14 protein-coding genes are annotated in these 16,923 nt (G+C 71.6%); 8 read left to right on the top strand and 6 right to left on the bottom strand.

All coding sequences use genetic code 11. The features are described from left to right. Positions 1-154: 154 nt before the first annotated feature. The 3 genes from AHOG_RS26575 to AHOG_RS26565 all read left to right on the top strand — a co-directional run bounded on the left by AHOG_RS26575 (position 155) and on the right by AHOG_RS26565 (position 1,852). Positions 155-604 carry a hypothetical protein gene (locus tag AHOG_RS26575; RefSeq protein ID WP_093943753.1) on the top strand — a complete coding sequence of 150 codons (450 nt, stop codon included), beginning with the start codon at positions 155-157 and terminating at the stop codon, positions 602-604. Further along, complete coding sequence (locus AHOG_RS26570; RefSeq protein ID WP_093943752.1) at positions 601-1,176, top strand: hypothetical protein; 576 nt, start codon at positions 601-603, stop codon at positions 1,174-1,176. The genes AHOG_RS26575 and AHOG_RS26570 overlap by 4 nt, the downstream gene beginning before the upstream one ends. Before the next feature lie 163 nt (positions 1,177-1,339). Beyond that, positions 1,340-1,852 carry a hypothetical protein gene (locus AHOG_RS26565; protein ID WP_169725910.1) on the top strand — a complete coding sequence of 171 codons (513 nt, stop codon included), beginning with the start codon at positions 1,340-1,342 and terminating at the stop codon, positions 1,850-1,852. A 93-nt stretch (positions 1,853-1,945) separates the two neighbouring features. On the opposite strand, the gene AHOG_RS26560 is transcribed toward AHOG_RS26565, so the two are convergent. Beyond that, positions 1,946-3,154 carry a DUF445 domain-containing protein gene (locus AHOG_RS26560; protein ID WP_093944845.1) on the bottom strand — a complete coding sequence of 403 codons (1,209 nt, stop codon included), beginning with the start codon at positions 3,152-3,154 and terminating at the stop codon, positions 1,946-1,948. 95 nt (positions 3,155-3,249) lie between these two features. Here AHOG_RS26560 and AHOG_RS26555 point away from each other — a divergent pair, with 95 nt between their 5' ends. After that, positions 3,250-4,431 (top strand): pyridoxal phosphate-dependent aminotransferase, encoded by a 1,182-nt coding sequence (locus AHOG_RS26555; RefSeq protein ID WP_093943750.1) that lies wholly within the window; start codon positions 3,250-3,252, stop codon positions 4,429-4,431. A gap of 323 nt (positions 4,432-4,754) precedes the next feature. On the opposite strand, the gene AHOG_RS26550 is transcribed toward AHOG_RS26555, so the two are convergent. Then, positions 4,755-5,450 carry an RNA polymerase sigma factor gene (locus AHOG_RS26550; RefSeq protein ID WP_211290499.1) on the bottom strand — a complete coding sequence of 232 codons (696 nt, stop codon included), beginning with the start codon at positions 5,448-5,450 and terminating at the stop codon, positions 4,755-4,757. 271 nt (positions 5,451-5,721) lie between these two features. Here AHOG_RS26550 and AHOG_RS26545 point away from each other — a divergent pair, with 271 nt between their 5' ends. The 3 genes from AHOG_RS26545 to AHOG_RS26535 are packed head-to-tail and all read left to right on the top strand — an operon-like array spanning position 5,722 to position 9,379. Next, positions 5,722-6,246: a PadR family transcriptional regulator gene (locus tag AHOG_RS26545; RefSeq protein WP_093944844.1), complete on the top strand. Its 525-nt coding sequence runs from the start codon at positions 5,722-5,724 to the stop codon at positions 6,244-6,246. After that, positions 6,243-6,968, top strand: a complete 726-nt coding sequence (locus AHOG_RS26540; protein WP_093943748.1) for an ABC transporter ATP-binding protein — start codon at positions 6,243-6,245, stop codon at positions 6,966-6,968. The genes AHOG_RS26545 and AHOG_RS26540 overlap by 4 nt, the downstream gene beginning before the upstream one ends. After that, positions 6,965-9,379: an FtsX-like permease family protein gene (locus tag AHOG_RS26535; RefSeq protein WP_093943747.1), complete on the top strand. Its 2,415-nt coding sequence runs from the start codon at positions 6,965-6,967 to the stop codon at positions 9,377-9,379. Before AHOG_RS26540 ends, AHOG_RS26535 begins: the two co-directional genes overlap by 4 nt. 1,110 nt (positions 9,380-10,489) lie before the next feature. Here the strand turns inward: AHOG_RS26535 and AHOG_RS26525 are convergent. From AHOG_RS26525 to moeA, 4 genes are all read right to left on the bottom strand, one after another. Beyond that, a complete protein-coding gene (locus AHOG_RS26525; RefSeq protein WP_184451139.1) occupies positions 10,490-11,584 on the bottom strand; it encodes a quinone-dependent dihydroorotate dehydrogenase in 1,095 nt (364 codons plus the stop codon). Positions 11,585-11,743: 159 nt separating this feature from the next. Then, positions 11,744-14,092, bottom strand: coding sequence for an AAA family ATPase (locus tag AHOG_RS26520; RefSeq protein WP_093944843.1), 2,349 nt, complete (start codon positions 14,090-14,092; stop codon positions 11,744-11,746). 412 nt (positions 14,093-14,504) lie between these two features. After that, complete coding sequence (locus AHOG_RS26515) at positions 14,505-14,771, bottom strand: GlsB/YeaQ/YmgE family stress response membrane protein (RefSeq protein ID WP_093943745.1); 267 nt, start codon at positions 14,769-14,771, stop codon at positions 14,505-14,507. A 10-nt stretch (positions 14,772-14,781) separates the two neighbouring features. Continuing rightward, a complete protein-coding gene (gene moeA / locus AHOG_RS26510) occupies positions 14,782-16,059 on the bottom strand; it encodes a molybdopterin molybdotransferase MoeA (RefSeq protein WP_169725909.1) in 1,278 nt (425 codons plus the stop codon). A gap of 195 nt (positions 16,060-16,254) precedes the next feature. Here moeA and AHOG_RS26505 point away from each other — a divergent pair, with 195 nt between their 5' ends. Beyond that, positions 16,255-16,893 carry an AIM24 family protein gene (locus AHOG_RS26505; RefSeq protein ID WP_093943744.1) on the top strand — a complete coding sequence of 213 codons (639 nt, stop codon included), beginning with the start codon at positions 16,255-16,257 and terminating at the stop codon, positions 16,891-16,893. Positions 16,894-16,923: the final 30 nt, after the last annotated feature.

Below are 16,923 nucleotides of genomic sequence, written 5' to 3'. Positions count from 1 at the left end.
TGGGGTCCTACTTCGACGCGTGGCGCCTCGACCAGCGGTGACCTCGTATGACGTGCCGCGAGATGATCTCCTTACCCGATCAGGGCATTGAGGGCCGGGAGGACGGTGACGATCTCGTTAGATGAGAAGCGGCCTTTCCTGATCAGGAGGCACCATGGTGATCGACGAGGTGACCGCGACGGTGCTCGGCGGATGCGGGCTGCTGCTCGGCGGCTCGTTGCTGATCTGGTTCAGCATCGTCGGAGTGGAGAAGACGGTTCGGCCGGATCGGCCGCGTGTTCGGCCCGGCGCGGGTGTCGAGCAGCCGTCGGCACCGCGACCCGGTGTCGTCGCCGAGAGGCTCACCGGGGCCCGTGCGGCGACTCCCGCCGACCGTGTCACCGCCGACGGCGGACCGGCCGATCGGGCTCGGGGCGGATACGGCGTGGCGGCGATCCTCCGGCGGTGTGACGGCGGGTCGGATCGCGTGTCGCGGGATTCGTCACGCACGGCGGCCAGGCACGCCGCCGATCGAGCGGTGCCGTCGGCGTCCCTCGCACGGGCCGGCGCCCCCACGCCGCGTGGGCGGGCGGTGGACGTCTCTCGGGTGGTGCGTTCTCGATGACCGGCCCGATGCTCATCGAACAGGACACGCTTCCGGCGGTCGGCATCATCCTCGACCGACATCTCGCGCTGGTAGACGACGGCCCACCGGAGGACGGCGCGGTTCTGACGGCGCTGTGCGGGGCCCCGCTGACTGTCGGCCCGCCGCCCGCCGAGGTGCTCCCCGGGGTGCCCGCCGCCTACACCGCCGACTGTCCCTTCTGCCAGGACGTCCTCACCGCGACCCTCCGCGACGGGTCCCCCGACGCTCCGGAGTGCCCCCACGAGGCGGCCCCGGAGTCGCGCCGGGCCGGCCCCGCTGCGCCGTCCCTGACGGCGGTCCGGCTCGCGCGGGGTGAGCCGGTGCACCTCTGCCGCCTGCCGCCGGCAGGCCCGACCCTCACCACGTCGTGCGGGGCGTCACTGCCGAGGACGATGGTCGAGATCGTCGATCCCGGCGACGGCGTGCCCTGCACCTGCTGCCTGCTGACCTCGTCGGGTTCGGCAGCTCTGCTCGAATGTCACCGTGCGGACGGAGTCGGCGACCCGCACGGCGGGGACGGGCCGGATCGTGGCACGCTCCGCGCCGACTGATCCACCACCCCGCGCCGCCCGGCGCGGGTCGGAGTCGGCGGCACACCTCTTCACAGTCGTGGAGTTCGATGACATGTCCGTCCGCGCCGCCGCGGCCTGGCGCCTCGCATCAGGCCGACGGGGACGGGACGGACCCTCCAGACGACGGGAAGGGCCCGTGACGATGACGGTCGACGATCACGACGTCGACGCACCCCTGTGGGAGGAGCTGAGCAGGCTCTATCTCACGGCGACCGATGCTCTCGATCAACTGCTCGCCACCCGATACCGGTTGACGGCCCCGGAGTACCGGCTGTTGGCCGCGCTGCTCGCCGCGCCGGAACCCCAGACCCTCGCCGGCCTGGCCGTGCGCCTGGCACAGCCGGACGTTCGCGACGTGTCGCGTGGTCTCGTCGACGCGGGTCTGGTGCTCATCGAGGAGGACGACTCGGGCGAACGAGCACGGCTCACCATCAACGGGCGGGATCGGGTGCGTGCGGCGCGCCGTGACGTCCGTGACATCACCGACGGGGTCGCCGCCCCGCTGACGGCACAGGAGCGCGGCACGCTGGGCGGTCTGCTGCGCAGGATGCGCTGCACGACGCCGATCTCCCCGGAGGCGGGCAGGCGGCCCGTCGGCGCCCCGGAATCGATGTCGGCCGTCGGACAGCCGACGCCTGAGACCTGCGACGCCTGATCTCGTCGCCGTCGCCGGGCGCGAGCGGTCCGCCGGACGGCCCTGGGCGCGGCCGACCCGGCCGTCGGTCGCGCCCGGCGGCGCGGCTGCCGCCTACAGCAGCAGCTGGGAGATGGTGTGGATGGTCAGCCCCGCCAGCGCTCCGACGACCGTGCCGTTGATCCGAATGAACTGGAGGTCCCTGCCGACCTGCAGTTCGATCTTGCGGGAGGTCTCCTCGCCGTCCCAGCGTTCGACGGTGTCGCTGATCAGCGTGGTGATCTCGCCTTGATAATTCGTGACGACGTAGACGGCGGCGCCCTCAAGCCAGCCGTCGGCTTTCGCCCGCAGCGCGTCGTCCTTGATCAGTCGTTCCCCGAGGGAGCGGATGCCGCCTTCGACTCGGAGTCGCAGCTCGCTGGAGGGGTCCTCGGCGGCGTCCAGGATGAGCTGTTTGATCCTGCTCCAGACCGACCCCGCGAGGTTCTGCACCGCCGGGTGATCCAGAACCTGCTGCTTGAACTGCTCCGCCTTGTCCATCGCGACCGGATCGTTCTGAAGGTCGGAGGCGAACTCGCCGAGGAACTTGTCGAGCATCTGTCGGACCTGGTGATTCTTGTCCGTCTTGACCGACCAGGCGAAGGCGAGGATCTCGTTGTAGATCCGCTCGCCGACCATGTCGTCGACGAACTTCGGCGACCAGGACGGCGCCCGCTTGCTGACCAGCCCGCGCAGGCTCTCCCGATTGCGCTCGACCCACTCGTAGGCGCGGTCGCAGAGCATGTCCACGAGCCCGTGATGCGAACGTTCCTCGACGACCTGTTCGAGTATCTTGCCGATCGGCGGACCCCAGGGTCGGTCGACCAGCTTGCGCAGCAGCGCCTGTTCCAGGACGGCCTGCACGTCTTCGTCGCGGAGCACGGCGACCGCGCCTCGGGTCGCCGCGGCCAGTTCGGAGGTGACCCGAGCGGCGTTCTCCGGCTTCGCGAGCCACGTTCCGGCTCGTCGGGCGACCTCGGCGCGTCGCAGCTTCTCACGGATGACCTGTTCGGAGAGGAAGTTGGAGCCGACGAAGTCGCCCAGGCTCTTGCCGAGGGCGTCCTTCCTGGTCGGGATGATCGCGGTATGCGGGATGGGCAGCCCGAGCGGCCTGCGGAACAGCGCGGTCACCGCGAACCAGTCGGCGAGTGCTCCCACCATCCCCGCCTCGGCCGCGGCCCGCACGTAGCCCACCCAGGCGGCGGCGCCCTGGTTCTCCTGCCATCGAGCGATCACGTAGATCACCGATGCGACCAGCAGCAACCCGGTGGCGGCCGTCTTCATCCGTCGCAGGCTGCTGCGCTTGTCCAACTCGCTCGCGGTAAGTGGCTGCACGGGTCGATTCTCACTCACGGGGGCGCCTGACAGGATCAGAACTTGTGCGCACACCTGCTCTGGTCTCTCGTCTCCAGCCCTTCACGTCGACGATCTTCGCCGAGATGACCGCCTCGGCGGTGCGAACCGGCGCCATCAACCTCGGTCAGGGGTTCCCCGACACCGACGGGCCGATGGGGATGCTTCAGATGGCCCGCCGGGCGATCGCGGAGGGTGTGAACCAGTACCCGCCCGGTCCCGGCAGGCCGGAGCTGCGGCAGGCGATCGCTGATCACCGGTTGACGCGGTATGGCACCGAGTACGACCCCGACACGCAGGTGCTCGTCACCGCAGGCGCGACCGAGGCCATCGCGGCCGCGTTGTTGGCGCTGGTCGAGCCGGGCGACGAGGTGGTCGTCATCGAGCCGTACTACGACTCCTACGCGGCGGCCGTCGCCATGGCGGGCGGGGTGCGACGGGCCGTGCCCCTGCGGTCCGACCCCGCCACCGGCCGATTCGCGCTGGACCTCGCCGCCCTCCGGGCCGCTGTGGGGCCCGCCACCAGGGCGATCCTGGTGAACTCGCCGCACAACCCGACGGGCACCGTCTTGAGCGGCGACGAGCTGGCCGGGATCGCGGAGGTATGCCGCGAGAACGACATCCTGGCCATCACCGACGAGGTCTACGAGCACCTGATCTTCGACGACGCCAGGGAGGGGAGCCGGCATCGGACATTGGCCGCGTTGCCGGGGATGACCGAGCGCACCCTGGTGATCTCCAGCGCGGGCAAGACCTTCAGCGCCACCGGATGGAAGATCGGCTGGGCCTGCGGCCCCGTCGAGCTGGTCCATGCGGTCAAGGCCGCCAAGCAGTTCCTCACCTTCACCGGTGGCGCGCCCTTCCAGCCCGCCGTCGCGCACGCCCTGCGGCATGAACTCGACTGGGTGGAGCGGATGCGCGCGGAACTGGCCGCCAAGCGGGACCGGTTGAGCGAAGGGCTGGCCACGGCGGGTTTCGGGGTGCTCCCCAGCGAGGGCACCTATTTCGTGTGCGCCGACGTCCGGCCGTTGGGCTACACCGACGGCGCCCAGCTGTGCCGGGCGCTGCCCGAGCAGATCGGTGTGGCGGCGATCCCGGTGCAGGCCTTCTGCGACGAGCCGGACGCGACCCGTCACCTGGTGCGTTTCGCGTTCTGCAAGCGCAACGAGGTCCTCGACGAGGCGCTGCGCAGGCTGCGGCGGCTCTGACCTCGACGCCGTGATCGTCGGCTGGAGGGCCTCGACGTCAGTGGTGCCCGTCCCGCCGGCGTGTCGGCGCGTGTACGTCTGCCGCGGCCCGGCAGGCCGTCCGATCGGGTCGGCGGCGACGTTGGCGGCGGCGACGTGGTCGGTCGGCGACGGGTCGGGTCGTCGCGTCGCGGTCGGCCGCGGCGGCGGCACGGCCTGGTCCCGCCTGCGGCGATCGCGGTGGGAGAAGGCCGCCGTCGCTCGACGGTGGACCGAGGTCGGCGGAGGGTCCACCTCGTCGAAGAGCCGCGCGAGCCTGCGCAGCAGCCCGCGCTCGACCTCGTTCATCGGTCGGTGTCGGGCTCGTCGCGTCGAACGCGGCCTCGGCGTCGGTCGTGGAGCGCGTTCGACGTGGATGTGCCGCCGGGGAACCGCGGCGCGGCTGCGTGCTTCGCCATGCGGGCCGGCTGCGGGACGGTCGGGCCGAGCAGTTCTCGCAGCCGCGCGAGGCACCGGCTTCTCGTGGGCCCGACGCTGTTGGCGGGCATGTTCATCGACGCGGCGACCTGGGTGTAGGTCCAGTCGGGGTGGAACGCCATCGTGCGCAGCAGTCTGCGGCATCGTTCCGGCAGGCCTGCGAAGGCCGCCCACAACGCGCGATCCTGCTCGGCGAGCAGGACGACGTTCTCGGGTGTCTCGTCGCTCGGCCGGTCGGCGGGTCTCGGCTCGGCGGCGTGTTGTTCCCAAGCCTGTTCGCGGCGGCGTCGGGCCAGCAGGCGCAGGGACTCCCGGCGGGCGGTGGTGACGAGCCAGCCCGGGAGCTTCTTCGGTTCCCGCAGCGACGCCATCCGTTCGGTGAGGCGCAGCCAGGTGGCCTGACAGACGTCCATGGCGTCGGCCGTGGGCAGGCGATGCGCACGGGCCACGGCCCAGACGAGCGTCGAATAACGCCCTACGAGGTCCTGCCAGGCGGTCGTGTCGCCGTCGATGGCGCTGCGCACGAGTCGCTCGACGTCTGCCGTCGACGAGTGGCGTCCCACGTCTTCTACCTCCGATGTCCTCGTCCGTCGGGTCCGCTGTTGGAGCCCGCATCGAGGGTTCGGGCTCCTTCGACCGAGGGAGACCGCCCGAAGGGGTGAGCAGGCCGCGACTGCGACGTCACCGGAGCGGGTGACGGCGCGCAGGCAGGCGCGAGCTGGGATCTTGCGGTCCCCGCGGACCCGCGTCGAACGGCATCGGTGCCTCGGCGGACGGCGGACGCGACGGGGAGGGGTATTCGCTAGGTGTATACACCCGGTGTAGTGTGTGGCCATGTCAATCAGCCAGACCCTTCTCGGGCTGCTCGAGAACGGGCCAAGGCATGGGTACGACCTGAAACGCGCCTACGACGAGCGCTTCGGCAGGGAACGGGCCCTGCACTACGGGCAGGTCTACTCGACGCTGGCGCGTCTGCTGCGCGACGGACTCGTGGAGGTCGAGGGGATCGAGGCGGGCGACGGACCCGACCGCAAGCGCTACGCCATCACGGCGGCGGGCCGTACGCAGGTCGTGCACTGGCTGGAGACCCCGGAGAAGCCGGACTCCTACCTCCAGAACAAGCTCTACACCAAGGTCGTCCTCGCCTTGATGTCCGGGCGGGACCCCACCACGCTGCTGGACGCCCAACGAGCCGCTCATCTGACCTCGATGCGCGAGCTGACCCGGCGCAAGCGCGGCGCCGAGGTCACCGACCACATCGTCTTGGACTTCGCGCTGCTGCACCTCGAAGCCGATCTGAAGTGGCTAGAACTCGCCGCTTCCCGTCTCGGGCCGCTGGCCAAGGAGATTCAGTCATGACCACCGCGTCCGACCAGAGCGCTTCGACCTCGGATGTGCCGATCCTCACCGGCGCCGACCTGCACCTGGACTTCGGTCAGACCCGCGCCCTGCGGGGAGCGGCACTCACCGTCCGTCCCGGCGAGATCGTCGCGGTGATGGGCACGTCCGGGTCCGGCAAGTCCACGCTGCTGCACTGTCTGGCGGGCATCCTCACACCGAAGTCCGGGTCGGTGGTCTACGCCGGGCGGGAGGTGACGACGATGACCGACGTCGAACGCAGCACGCTGCGCCGCGGCGAATTCGGCTTCGTCTTCCAGTTCGGCCAGCTCGTGCCCGAGCTCTCGGTCGTGGAGAACGTCGCCCTGCCCCTGCGACTCAACGGAGTCGGGGGACGCCGCGCCGCGGCCGACGCCAAGAGCTGGCTCGCCCGACTCGACGTCGCCGACGTCGCCGACCACAGGCCAGGAGAGATCTCCGGCGGCCAGGGACAGCGGGTGGCGATCGCGCGAGCGCTGGTGGCCCGGCCGAAGGTCGTCTTCGCCGACGAACCGACCGGAGCGCTGGACACGTTGCAGGGCGAACGGGTCATGACCCTGCTCACCGAGACGGCACGGGAGACCGACGCCGCCGTCGTGCTGGTGACCCACGAGCCCACGGTCGCCGCCTTCGCCGACCGGGAGGTCATCGTCCGCGACGGCGTGACCGCACCGGAAGAGACGTCGACGCAGGTGACGGTGTGACGAACATCGATCGACGCGGTGTGCTGCGCCGCTGGGCCGAAGACCTGGCCCTGGGGGTCCGACTGGCCGTCGGGGGCGGTCGGACCCCCTGGGGCCGCATCTCGTTGACCGCGATCGGCGCCGGGATGGGCGTCGCCGTGCTGCTGCTCCTGGCCTCGGCGGGCACGGTCGCCGAGCAACGCGCCCTGCGGGAGTCCGCGCGGACTCCCGACCGGGTGGACGAGCAGCGCGGCGAGGTCGTCGACCCCGACACGGGATTCCACTTCTACCAGAACTACGTCGACCACGGCGACACGCGGTTCCGGGCCCTCTTCGTCGACCTCGACGGGAGCAGTCCACAGCCCCCGCCCGGCGTCGACACGCTGCCTGCACCGGGGGAGATCCTCGCCTCCCCCGCGTTGGCGGAGCTGTTGCGGTCCCCCGAGGGGGCCGGCCTGCGGCAGCGTCTCGGTGACGAGGTCGTCGGAGTGATCGGCCCCGACGGGCTGCTGGACCCCCAGGAGCACCTCGCCTACGTCGGCAGCGATCAGCTCCGGGATCGTGGCGACTTGGCCGTCCATGGCTTCAACATCGACGGCCGGTTTCATCAAGACGAGATCACCCCGATAGTCCTGACGATGCTGCTGGTCGGCGTCGCGGTCATGGTGGTGCCCGTCGTGGTCTTCACCGCGAACAGCACCAGGATGGCCGAGGCGGCCCGCGATCGGCGGCTCGCGGCACTGCGGCTCGTGGGCGCGGACGCCCGACAGGTGCGGCGGATCGCCGCGGGCGAGGCGTTGCTCGGCGCCGTCGGCGGACTGGTCGTCGGCTTCCTGGCGTTCTTCCCCGCACGTCAGTTCCTGGAACAGCTCAGCATCATGCAGGTCGGCGTCTACGCCTCGGATGTCGTCCCCGCGTGGTGGGCGGTGATCGCGATCGTCGTCGGGCTGCCCGCCGTCGCGGTGGGCAGTGCCGTCGTGGCGATGCGCCGAACCGTCGTCGAGCCGCTGGGAGTGGTCCGGGGGAGCAGAGCGGTCCGCCGCCGACTCGGCTGGCGACTCGTTCCGATCATCGTCGGCGGCATCGGCATGGTCGCCGCCACCCCGGAGGCGGCGGTCCGGTCGACCGGGACCGCCATGGTCTTCAGCCTGTCGGTGGCGTTGCTGCTCATCGGGGTGCCCGCCCTGCTGCCGTGGCTGCTGGAACGGGCGGTGGCGCGGTTACGCGGCGGTCCGCTGCCCTGGCAGTTCGCGGTGCGCAGGCTGCAGCTGGACCCCGGCACGGCGGCCCGCGCGGTCAGCGGAGTCGCCGTGGTTCTGGCCGGGATGATCGGCTTGCAGGTCATCGTGTCGACCCTGCGGGCGGAGGTCCGCGACGAGGCCGCGGCACGAGCCGCGATCGCCGCCGCCGACGAATACTCGAACTCCTCGGAGCCGCAGGAAGTCGGGCGCTTCTCGGTGTACTCGAGTCGCGCCGACAACGACGAGTCCGTGCGCCGGGAGCTCATCGCCGCGCTGGAGGCCGAACCCGCCGTCGACGACGTGTTCGTCGGCTGGAAGACCTACCTGGCCCGCCTCGGGGACGAGTATCACGAGGCTCACCATGTGGCCGTCGGCGACTGCGAACAGCTCGCGAAGCTCAACACGCTGCCCGACTGCGAACCGGGGGACGTCTTCGTCCTGACGAACCCGGACGACCACCACGAGGCCACCGAGGCCGGGGCGCGTCTTCAGTTGAGGTACGACGACCCGGCGGTGGACTTCACCATCCCGGCGGACGCGCGAACGATCCCCTCGGACCCGCAACCCTTCGCCTGGACGCATTCGGAGACCTATTCGGTGCTGCTCACCCGAGAAGCCGCGGCGGGGCTGCCCGCCCGGCAGCTTGAGGAGCAGCTCACCGTGGCGGTCGACCCGAATGATCGGGACGCCGTCGAGGCGGCCCTCATCGCGTTGTCCGACGTGGACCCGCTCGTGCAGTTCGGCGGGCTGGAGAGCGCACTGTCCCCGCAGGGCGACGACCAGGAGGAACAACGACTGTTCGACACCGTTCTGCTGGCGTTGACTATCGCGGGCGTCCTGACCTTCGCGTTGATCGGCAGCAGCCTGCTGGTGGTGGCCGTCGAGCAGATCGGCGAACGCAGGCGACCGTTGGCGGTGATCTCGGCGGTGGGTGCGCCGCGGCGCACCCTGGCGTTCTCCGTGCTGCTGCAGTCGATGATCCCGATGGCGGCCGGCCTGGTGACCGCGCTCGGCATCGGAATGCTGATGGCGCTGCTGACGCTGCTGCCCGGCTGGCGGATCCCGCACTTCGCGCTCGCGGAGATCGGCTGGACGGTCCTGGCGGGCCTGCTCGTCACGTTCGTCGTGACCCTGGGTACCCTGCCCGCCCTGCGTCGGGCCACCCGGCCGGAGGAGCTGCGGACGGAGTAGTCCGGCGCGCACGATCCGACAGAGGGCAGCGCGGACCGGACGTCGCCGTCGCGCCTGGTGAGAAACAGGGGTTCCGGGACCGATGCTCGTCGGCGGCTGTTCGGCGAGCAGAACGCGGGCTGATCGCCGAGTTCCGTCGCTGAGTACGTGGAATCGCGGTTCGTGGAGTCGTATCCGCCACCGAACGTAGTCAGGCAGGTCCGGTATCCGTCGGACCGTGTCGGCGACGCCGAGCGTTTCGACTCCGAAGTCGTGCAGCGACTCTGATCGGACGGCTTTACTCGTCGGTTGTCGTCAACCGGCCGCGCGGTCGTAGTGGACGGCTGTCTCGCTCCTGGTTCGTCGTCGATGTCGGGCTGGTCCGTTCCGCTCTCGGCACCGTCGGCGCGGTTCGGAGGTGCCGCCGGATCGTCACCCGCGGCGCGGGCTGCGATACGTTGAGGTAGATCGAACCAGGCGATCGAGCCGAAATGCGGTTCCCTGCCGCCTGCGGCCCACCGATCAGCTTCCGTGACCAGCCGACCCGCTGCCTCGCATGGTGTCACCTGCCAGGATACGAAGCCCGCATCGGTGAGTCCGCGGGAAGGCTTCCTGCGACCGCTTCCGCGGCCACGGCGGCGGCCTCATGGGGGAGTGCGGAGTCCTCGGGGGACTGGGGGCCGACGATTAGACGATCTCCACCATGCTGATGACGTCGTCCTCGGCGGCCTCCATGACGCCCTCGATCATCTCGCCGCGGCGTTCCTCGAGTCCCGCACATCGACCCGCCCGAGGTGAAACGCACCTTGACACAGCTGTTGTCGGCTCCGCCGCCGCGGCTGCTCGTGAACCATTCCCGACGGACCTTCTACGCGTCTCGATGTAGTCATGGATCCTCCGGCCCGACGGCCCGAAGCCGATCGAAGGCGCGGACGCGGTCGGCGATGTGGACGCCACCGCCGATGAAGGTCGGCTGATGCACGATGTCCGGGGCACGGCCGTCGAAGCGCAGGATCTCGATGCCACCACCGAGAAGTGGATGATCGATGATGGCCGGCGGCGCGGCCGAAGAGGACTACGACTGGGCGCCGGCAGGCTGACTCGCCCTCGGTCAGGCCGGGCGGCACGCTGTCAGCCCAGGTCGGTCCCCACCGCGTCACCGATGTGTGCCAGTCCGGCGGCCCGCACCTTCTTGGCGAGCTCGCGATGAACGCGCCTCGGCCACAGCGGTCCGCCGTAGATCAGGCCGGTGTAGGACTGCGCCAGCGTGGCCCCGGCCGTGATGCGCTCCCAGACGTCGTCGGCGTTCTCGATGCCGCCCACCGCGATCAACACCAGACGGTCGCCGACCTTCGCCCGGAGTCTGCGCAGCACCGCGAGCGACCGGGCCTTGAGGGGAGCGCCGGAGAGCCCGCCCGCGCCCAGCGCCGTCACCTCGGCCTCGGACGTCCGCAGCCCGTCTCGCGAGATCGTCGTGTTGGTGGCGATGATCCCGTCCAGGCTCAGCTCGAGTGCGAGATCCGCCACCGCGTCGACGTCGTCGTCCGACAGATCCGGAGCGATCTTCACGAGCAGCGGCACCCGGCGCGTCGTCGTCTCGTCCAGCGCGGCGCGCACGGCGGTGAGCAGCGGACGAAGCCGCTCCACCGCCTGCAGGTCCCGCAGCCCGGGGGTGTTCGGCGAGCTGACGTTGACGACGACGTAATCGGCCAGGTCAGCGAGGCGGCGGGCGCTGCGCACGTAGTCGGCGGTGGCCTCGGACTCGTCGATCGCCTTCGTCTTGCCGATGTTGACGCCGACGACCGTCTCCTTCGGCGTCGGCCTGCGGTGCAGCGTGGCCGCCGCGGCGTCGGAGCCGGCGTTGTTGAAGCCCATCCGATTCACGAGCGCGCGATCGGCCGTCAACCGGAACAGCCGGGGCCGCGGATTGCCCGGCTGGGCATGCCCGGTGACGGTGCCGATCTCCACGAATCCGAATCCGAGCGCGCCCAGCGCGTCGGCGCCCCGGCCGTCCTTGTCGAAGCCCGCCGCCAGACCGAGCGGGCCGGGCAGATCGAGGCCGAGCGCACGGACCCGCAGCGACGGGTCACGGGGCGCGCACAGCCGACGCGACAGCGCACGGACACCCGGCACCGCCGCCAGCACGCGCAACGCGGCGAAACTCAGCCGATGGGCCGCCTCGGCGGGCAGTCGGCTCAGGACCAGGGAATACAGGACTCGGTACATCAATTCGAGAACGCTACCCGGTGGCGGGCGGCGGGCCGAGACCCGGCCCGCCGCAGGCGTCGGCTGTCGGGCCTGACGGCGGGCTCGCCTTCGCCCCGCCCGCCGCCGTGAGCCCTGCCCGCCGTCAGTTCTGCGCCACTGGCAGTGCCGCACCACCCGTCAGTGCTGCGCCGCGGCGTAGGCCTCCAGCGACGCGAGCTGCGCCGGGTCCAGGGAGGGACGCACGCCCTGCCGTGCCGTCTCCAGGTGCGCCGCCGTCACCTCGGCCGCCGCCAGGTCCTCCCGCATCGCCGTGAGCGCGGCCTCCCGGATCAACGCCGTGCAGTCGGCAGCCGAATAGCCCGACAGCTCGGCCGCCAGCGCCGACAGGTCGACGCCCTCGGCCAACGGCGTGTTCTTCGCCGCCGACTCCAGGATGGCCGTCCGCGCGTCGGCGTCCGGCGGCGGCACATAGACCATGCGCTCCAGCCGGCCGGGCCGCAGCAGCGCCGGATCGATCAGTTCGGGACGGTTGGTCGCCGCGACGACCACGACCTCCCGCATCGGCTCCACCCCGTCGATCTCGGTCAGCAGTGCCGCCACCACCCGGTCGGCCACGCCGCTGTCGCCCGACTGCCCTCGGCGCGGCGCCAACGCGTCCACCTCGTCGAGGAAGACGAGCGCCGGTGCCGCCTCGGCGGCGCGGTGGAACAGCTCCCGTACCGCCCGTTCCGACTCGCCCACCCACTTGTCCAGCAGTTCGGCGCCCTTCACCGAGAGGACGTTCAGCGCCCCGGTGCCCGCCAGCGCCCGCACGAGGAAGGTCTTGCCGCAACCGGGCGGCCCGTACAACAGCACGCCGCGAGGCGGACGGACGCCCAGGCGGGCGAAGGAGTCCGGGTACTGCAACGGCCACAGCACCGCCTCGGTCAGCGACTGCTTGGTCTCGGCCATGTCGCCGACGTCCTCCAGCGTCAGGCCGCCGGTCTGAAGCGAGTCGGTGGTGGACATCGCGATGGGGCGGACGGTGCGCAGGGCATCGAGCAGATCCCGCTGCTCGATGCGCGGCCCGTCGTCCTCGCCGGAGTCGGCCTCCGGGTGCCGCAGCGCGGCCTGCACCGCCGCGTCGCGCCGCAGCGCGACCAGGTCGGCGGCCACGAATCCGGGGGTGCGTTCGGCGATCACCGGGAGGTCCACGTCGTCGGCCGAGGGAACGTCGCGCAGCAGCATCCGCAGCAGTTCGGTCCGGGTGCGCGCGTCGGGCGGCGCGAGGCTCAGCTCGCGGTCGAGCAGATCGCCGGCGCGCAGCCGCGGGTCGACGGACTCGGGATGGGAGCTGGTCGCGACGAGCGTCACCTTCGGGATCGAGCTGACGTCGCGGAGCGCGTCGAGGACGATCGTCGCCAGCGGCGGCGGGTCGGTCGCGGGCAGCAGCGACTCGGCGTCGGTGAGCAGCAGCACCACGGAGCGGCCCTGTCCGGCGGCGGCTCGGACGGCCGTCGTCGCGTCGTGCACCAGCTGGGAGGCCGCGCCCGCCTCGATCGCGACGACGCTCGGGGCGGCGAGCTCGACGAGATCGGCGTTCACGCTCCTGGTCACCGACCGCACCAGCGTGGCCTTGCCGACGCCTGCCGGGCCGGTGACCAGGACGCCGACTCGCGGCCGTGCTCCCAGCTTCGCCAGCAGCTCCGGCCGGTGGATGGTCAGGCGCAGCCACTCGCCCAGCAGCTTCGCCGCGTTCTGGGCGCCGACGAGATCGGCGATCGGGGGCGGCTCGGGATGCTCGCCGGGCTCCTGGCTCGCCTGCGAGACCACCGACCCGTCGACGACCCCGTGCGTGCCTCCCGAGGTGCCGGTCGGTGCCTGCGTCGTGCGCAGCCCCGGCGAGGCGACGCCTGCCTTCGCGAATCCGGCGGCGGCGGGTGCCTGCTGCGCGACACCCGCGGCCGCGGGTGTCGCACCGGAGCCGTCGCGCCAGGACACCACGGTCGACGGCTGCACGGCGACCGCCCCGGGCGGATCGACGGCGGTGATGGTCAGCAGCTCGTTCGTCCAGGTCAGCCCGATGGCTCCGGAGAGGCGCCTGCGGGCGTGGCCGACGTCGGCTCCGGCGGGCGGCGCGAGATCCTGGGGCAGCAGGGAGACCGAGTCGCCCTGGCTGATCACCTTGCCGATGAGGGCGAGCCGCACGGTCTCCGGCGGCAGCGCGGCCGTCGCCAGCCTGGAGCCGGCCACCGTGACGGACCGTGCCGCCGCCACCTCGACCGGGGCCACGACGACCTCGGCGCCTTCGGTGAGACCGAGATTGGCCAGTGTCACGTCGTCGACCAGCACCACGCCGGGCCCGGTATTGCCCGCGGTCCCCGGTTCGACGGCGGCGGCCAGCGCCGCGGTCACCCGTGCACCGGTCAGCCGGACCGCGTCCCAGGCGTGCAGACCGAGCGCGTCCAGCACCTCACGGTGCAGACGAACGACCCCTCGGCGAGTGTCCAACGCGGATGGCGAGAGTCTGGTGGTCAGCGTGATCACGCCGACCACCCTACGGTCGCCGCGCCGCTCGCGGGACGCATCGTGACCGAACGCGGTGCCGGGTCGGCGGTGTCAACGGCGTGTCCGCCGCAGGGTTCGACCAGTCGCGGCGGACGGAGTCGGCGAGGCCCACCACCGAGAACGGACCGTGCACCCCCCGACGGCACACGGTCCATTCTCGGTTGTGACGGCCTCTTCTCGGCCGGTGGACGTTCGGACGAGCGGCGGTGGCGCGGCCCCGGTCGTCGCGTCGAGGAGACGACGGCGACGATCCGGCCGAGTGACGATGCGATGACGTTCTCGGATGACTGCGCACCACGATCATTTCACGGTGATCCCGACCACGGCTAGCGATCACCACCGAGGCGTGATGGAACCGGTACGGCAGGTCAGGCCCCCGTTATGACGGGGATCAATGGCGTCGCCCGCTGACCAGGCGAATCAATACGAGAAGCACGACGGCACCGAGGATGGCGACGCCGAGACTCGCGAAGTTGAACTCGAAGCCGATCTCCTGCCCGGTGATCAACTGATATCCGAGTCCGCCCAACGCCGCACCGACCACTCCGACCAGAACGCTGACCAGACAGCCCTGCGGTCTGCGGTCCTTCCCGCCGACGACGACGTTGGCCGCCCAACCGGCTATCGCACCGAAGAGGATCCAGGAGAGCACGCCCATGCGGCCGACTCTACTGTCCGTCGGCCGACGGCACCGCATTGTTCTGCGGCCCGTCGAGCAGCCACACCGTCACCTGCGTTCCCGGCTCCACGGCGGTCGTCTCGGACGGGATCTCCAACAGACAGTTGGACTCCGCCATCGCCGACAGCAGGTGTGAGCCCGGCGCGCCGAGGACCCGGACGGAACCGGTGTCGAAGTGGTAGCGCCCTCGCCGGTACTGCCGCCTGCCCGCCGGGGAGCGCAGGGCGTCGCCCTCCAGGGTCGCCGACGTCCTCGGCCGCAGCACCTCCCGGAAGCCCGCCGCCGCCAGGAGCGCGGGCCGCACGAAGACCTCGAAGGACACCAGGGCACTCACCGGATTACCCGGCAGCGTGACCACGGGGACACCGCGATAGCGACCCGCCCCCTGCGGCATTCCCGGCTGCATCGCGATCTTGTGGAACCGGACGCCCTGATCGGTCAGCGCGTCCTTCACCACCTCGTAGGCTCCCGCGCTCACGCCGCCCGAGGTCAGAAGCAGGTCGACCTCGCCGAGTCGCGGCTCCACGGCCGCGCGGAACTCGCCGACGTCGTCGGGCACGACGCGCAGCCGGGTCGGCTCGCCGCCCGCCTCCAGTACGGCGGCGGCCAGCATCACCCCGTTCGACTCGTAGATCCGGCCCGGCTCCAGCGCATCGCCCGGTTCGGTCAGCTCGGAGCCGGTGGACAGCACCAGGACGCGAGGCCTGCGGTGCACCGGCAGCTCCGCGAGGCCGAGCGCCGCCGCGACGCCGAGCCGGGCCGGGCTCAGTCGGTCGCCCGCCCTGGCCACCGTGTCCCCGACGCCCACGTCCTCGCCTGCCCGGCGCAGATGCCTGCCCGGCTCGGTGGTCGAGAAGACGGCGACCTCGGCCACGCCGCCGTCGGTGGACTCGACCGGGATCACGGCGTCGGCACCAGGGGACAGCGGCGCGCCGGTCATGATGCGGTGTGCCTGGCCGCGTCGCAGGGCGGGCGCGTCGCCCCGGCCCGCCGGGACGTCCTCGGCGACCGGGAGGGTCACCGGAGACTCGGCGGTCGCCGAGGCGACGTCGGCGGCGTGCACGGCGTAGCCGTCCATCGCGGAGTTGTCGAACGGGGGCAGCGGGACGGGCGCCGTCAGGTCCTCGGCCAGTGCCAGTCCCAGGCAGTCCTCCAGCCGACGGCGCCGGATCTCCGTCCGGCTCATCAGGCCGGCCACCTCGGCCTGATGAGTGGACACTGGCAGCAGCGCTGACGTCCGATTCGGTTGCGTCGTCACAGTGGTCATCCTGCCGTCCCTCCCATGCCACACTGCCAGCCGACCTGTCCGCCCGTGCCGGTGTCGGGTTCTGCGGGCGCCACCGCACGGGCGGCGAGACCGTCGACCGCGATGACGTCGCCCCGTCCGCAGGCCGCGGCGCCACGGCCTGGCGGGCACCGCAGGTCGCGGGACGCCAACCGGCTGTACACAGGGAGGTTTTCGGTGCAGGTCGTGACCCGCCACACGCCGTCGTTCGGAGTGGCAAGGCTCGTACTCGGCCCCGGCGAGCAGATCAGGACCCGGGTCGGGGCGATGATGGCGACGAGCTACGGGACGGCCGTCCGGCCGAAGGTCGGCGCGGCCAAGCACGCCAACAGACAGCTCGGCGGGGGTCCGTCGGCGGCGGAGTTCGCCGCTCCCGTGCTGGGCGGCTGGGTCGACGTCACGCCGAACCGGGCCGGGGAGTTCCACACGCTGGAACTGGCGGGGCCGCCGGGCTGGTGCGTCCAGCGTGACACCTGGCTCGCCACGTCGGCGGGCATCGCGCTCGCCGGGCATTCGCCGCTGCTGCGGGCGGTGCTGGGCTCCGACGACGGCTTCCTCCTGCACGCGCTCGGCGCGGGCACGCTGCTGTTGGCGTGCTTCGGGATGCTGGACGTGGTGAATCTGAAGGCGGGGGAGGCGGTGACCTTGGACACCGGCCACATCGCGGCCTTCCGCGAGGGCACCCAGGTGCGGGTTCGCGCGCTCAGCCAGTCCGGTACGCAGTCGATGCGCAGCGGCGAAGGACTGGTCGCGGATTTCGCGGGCCCGGCGCAGATTCTCACTCAGACCAGGAACGCGCGTACGGTGAGCCACTGACGGTCGGCCGTGTCACCCGTCGTCCTCTGC

This window comes from Actinoalloteichus hoggarensis (assembly GCF_002234535.1).
Classification (GTDB): Bacteria; Actinomycetota; Actinomycetes; order Mycobacteriales; family Pseudonocardiaceae; genus Actinoalloteichus_A; species Actinoalloteichus_A hoggarensis.
The sequence above is the reverse complement of the archived record's forward strand: the minus strand, read 5'-3'. Positions and strand labels throughout refer to the sequence as shown.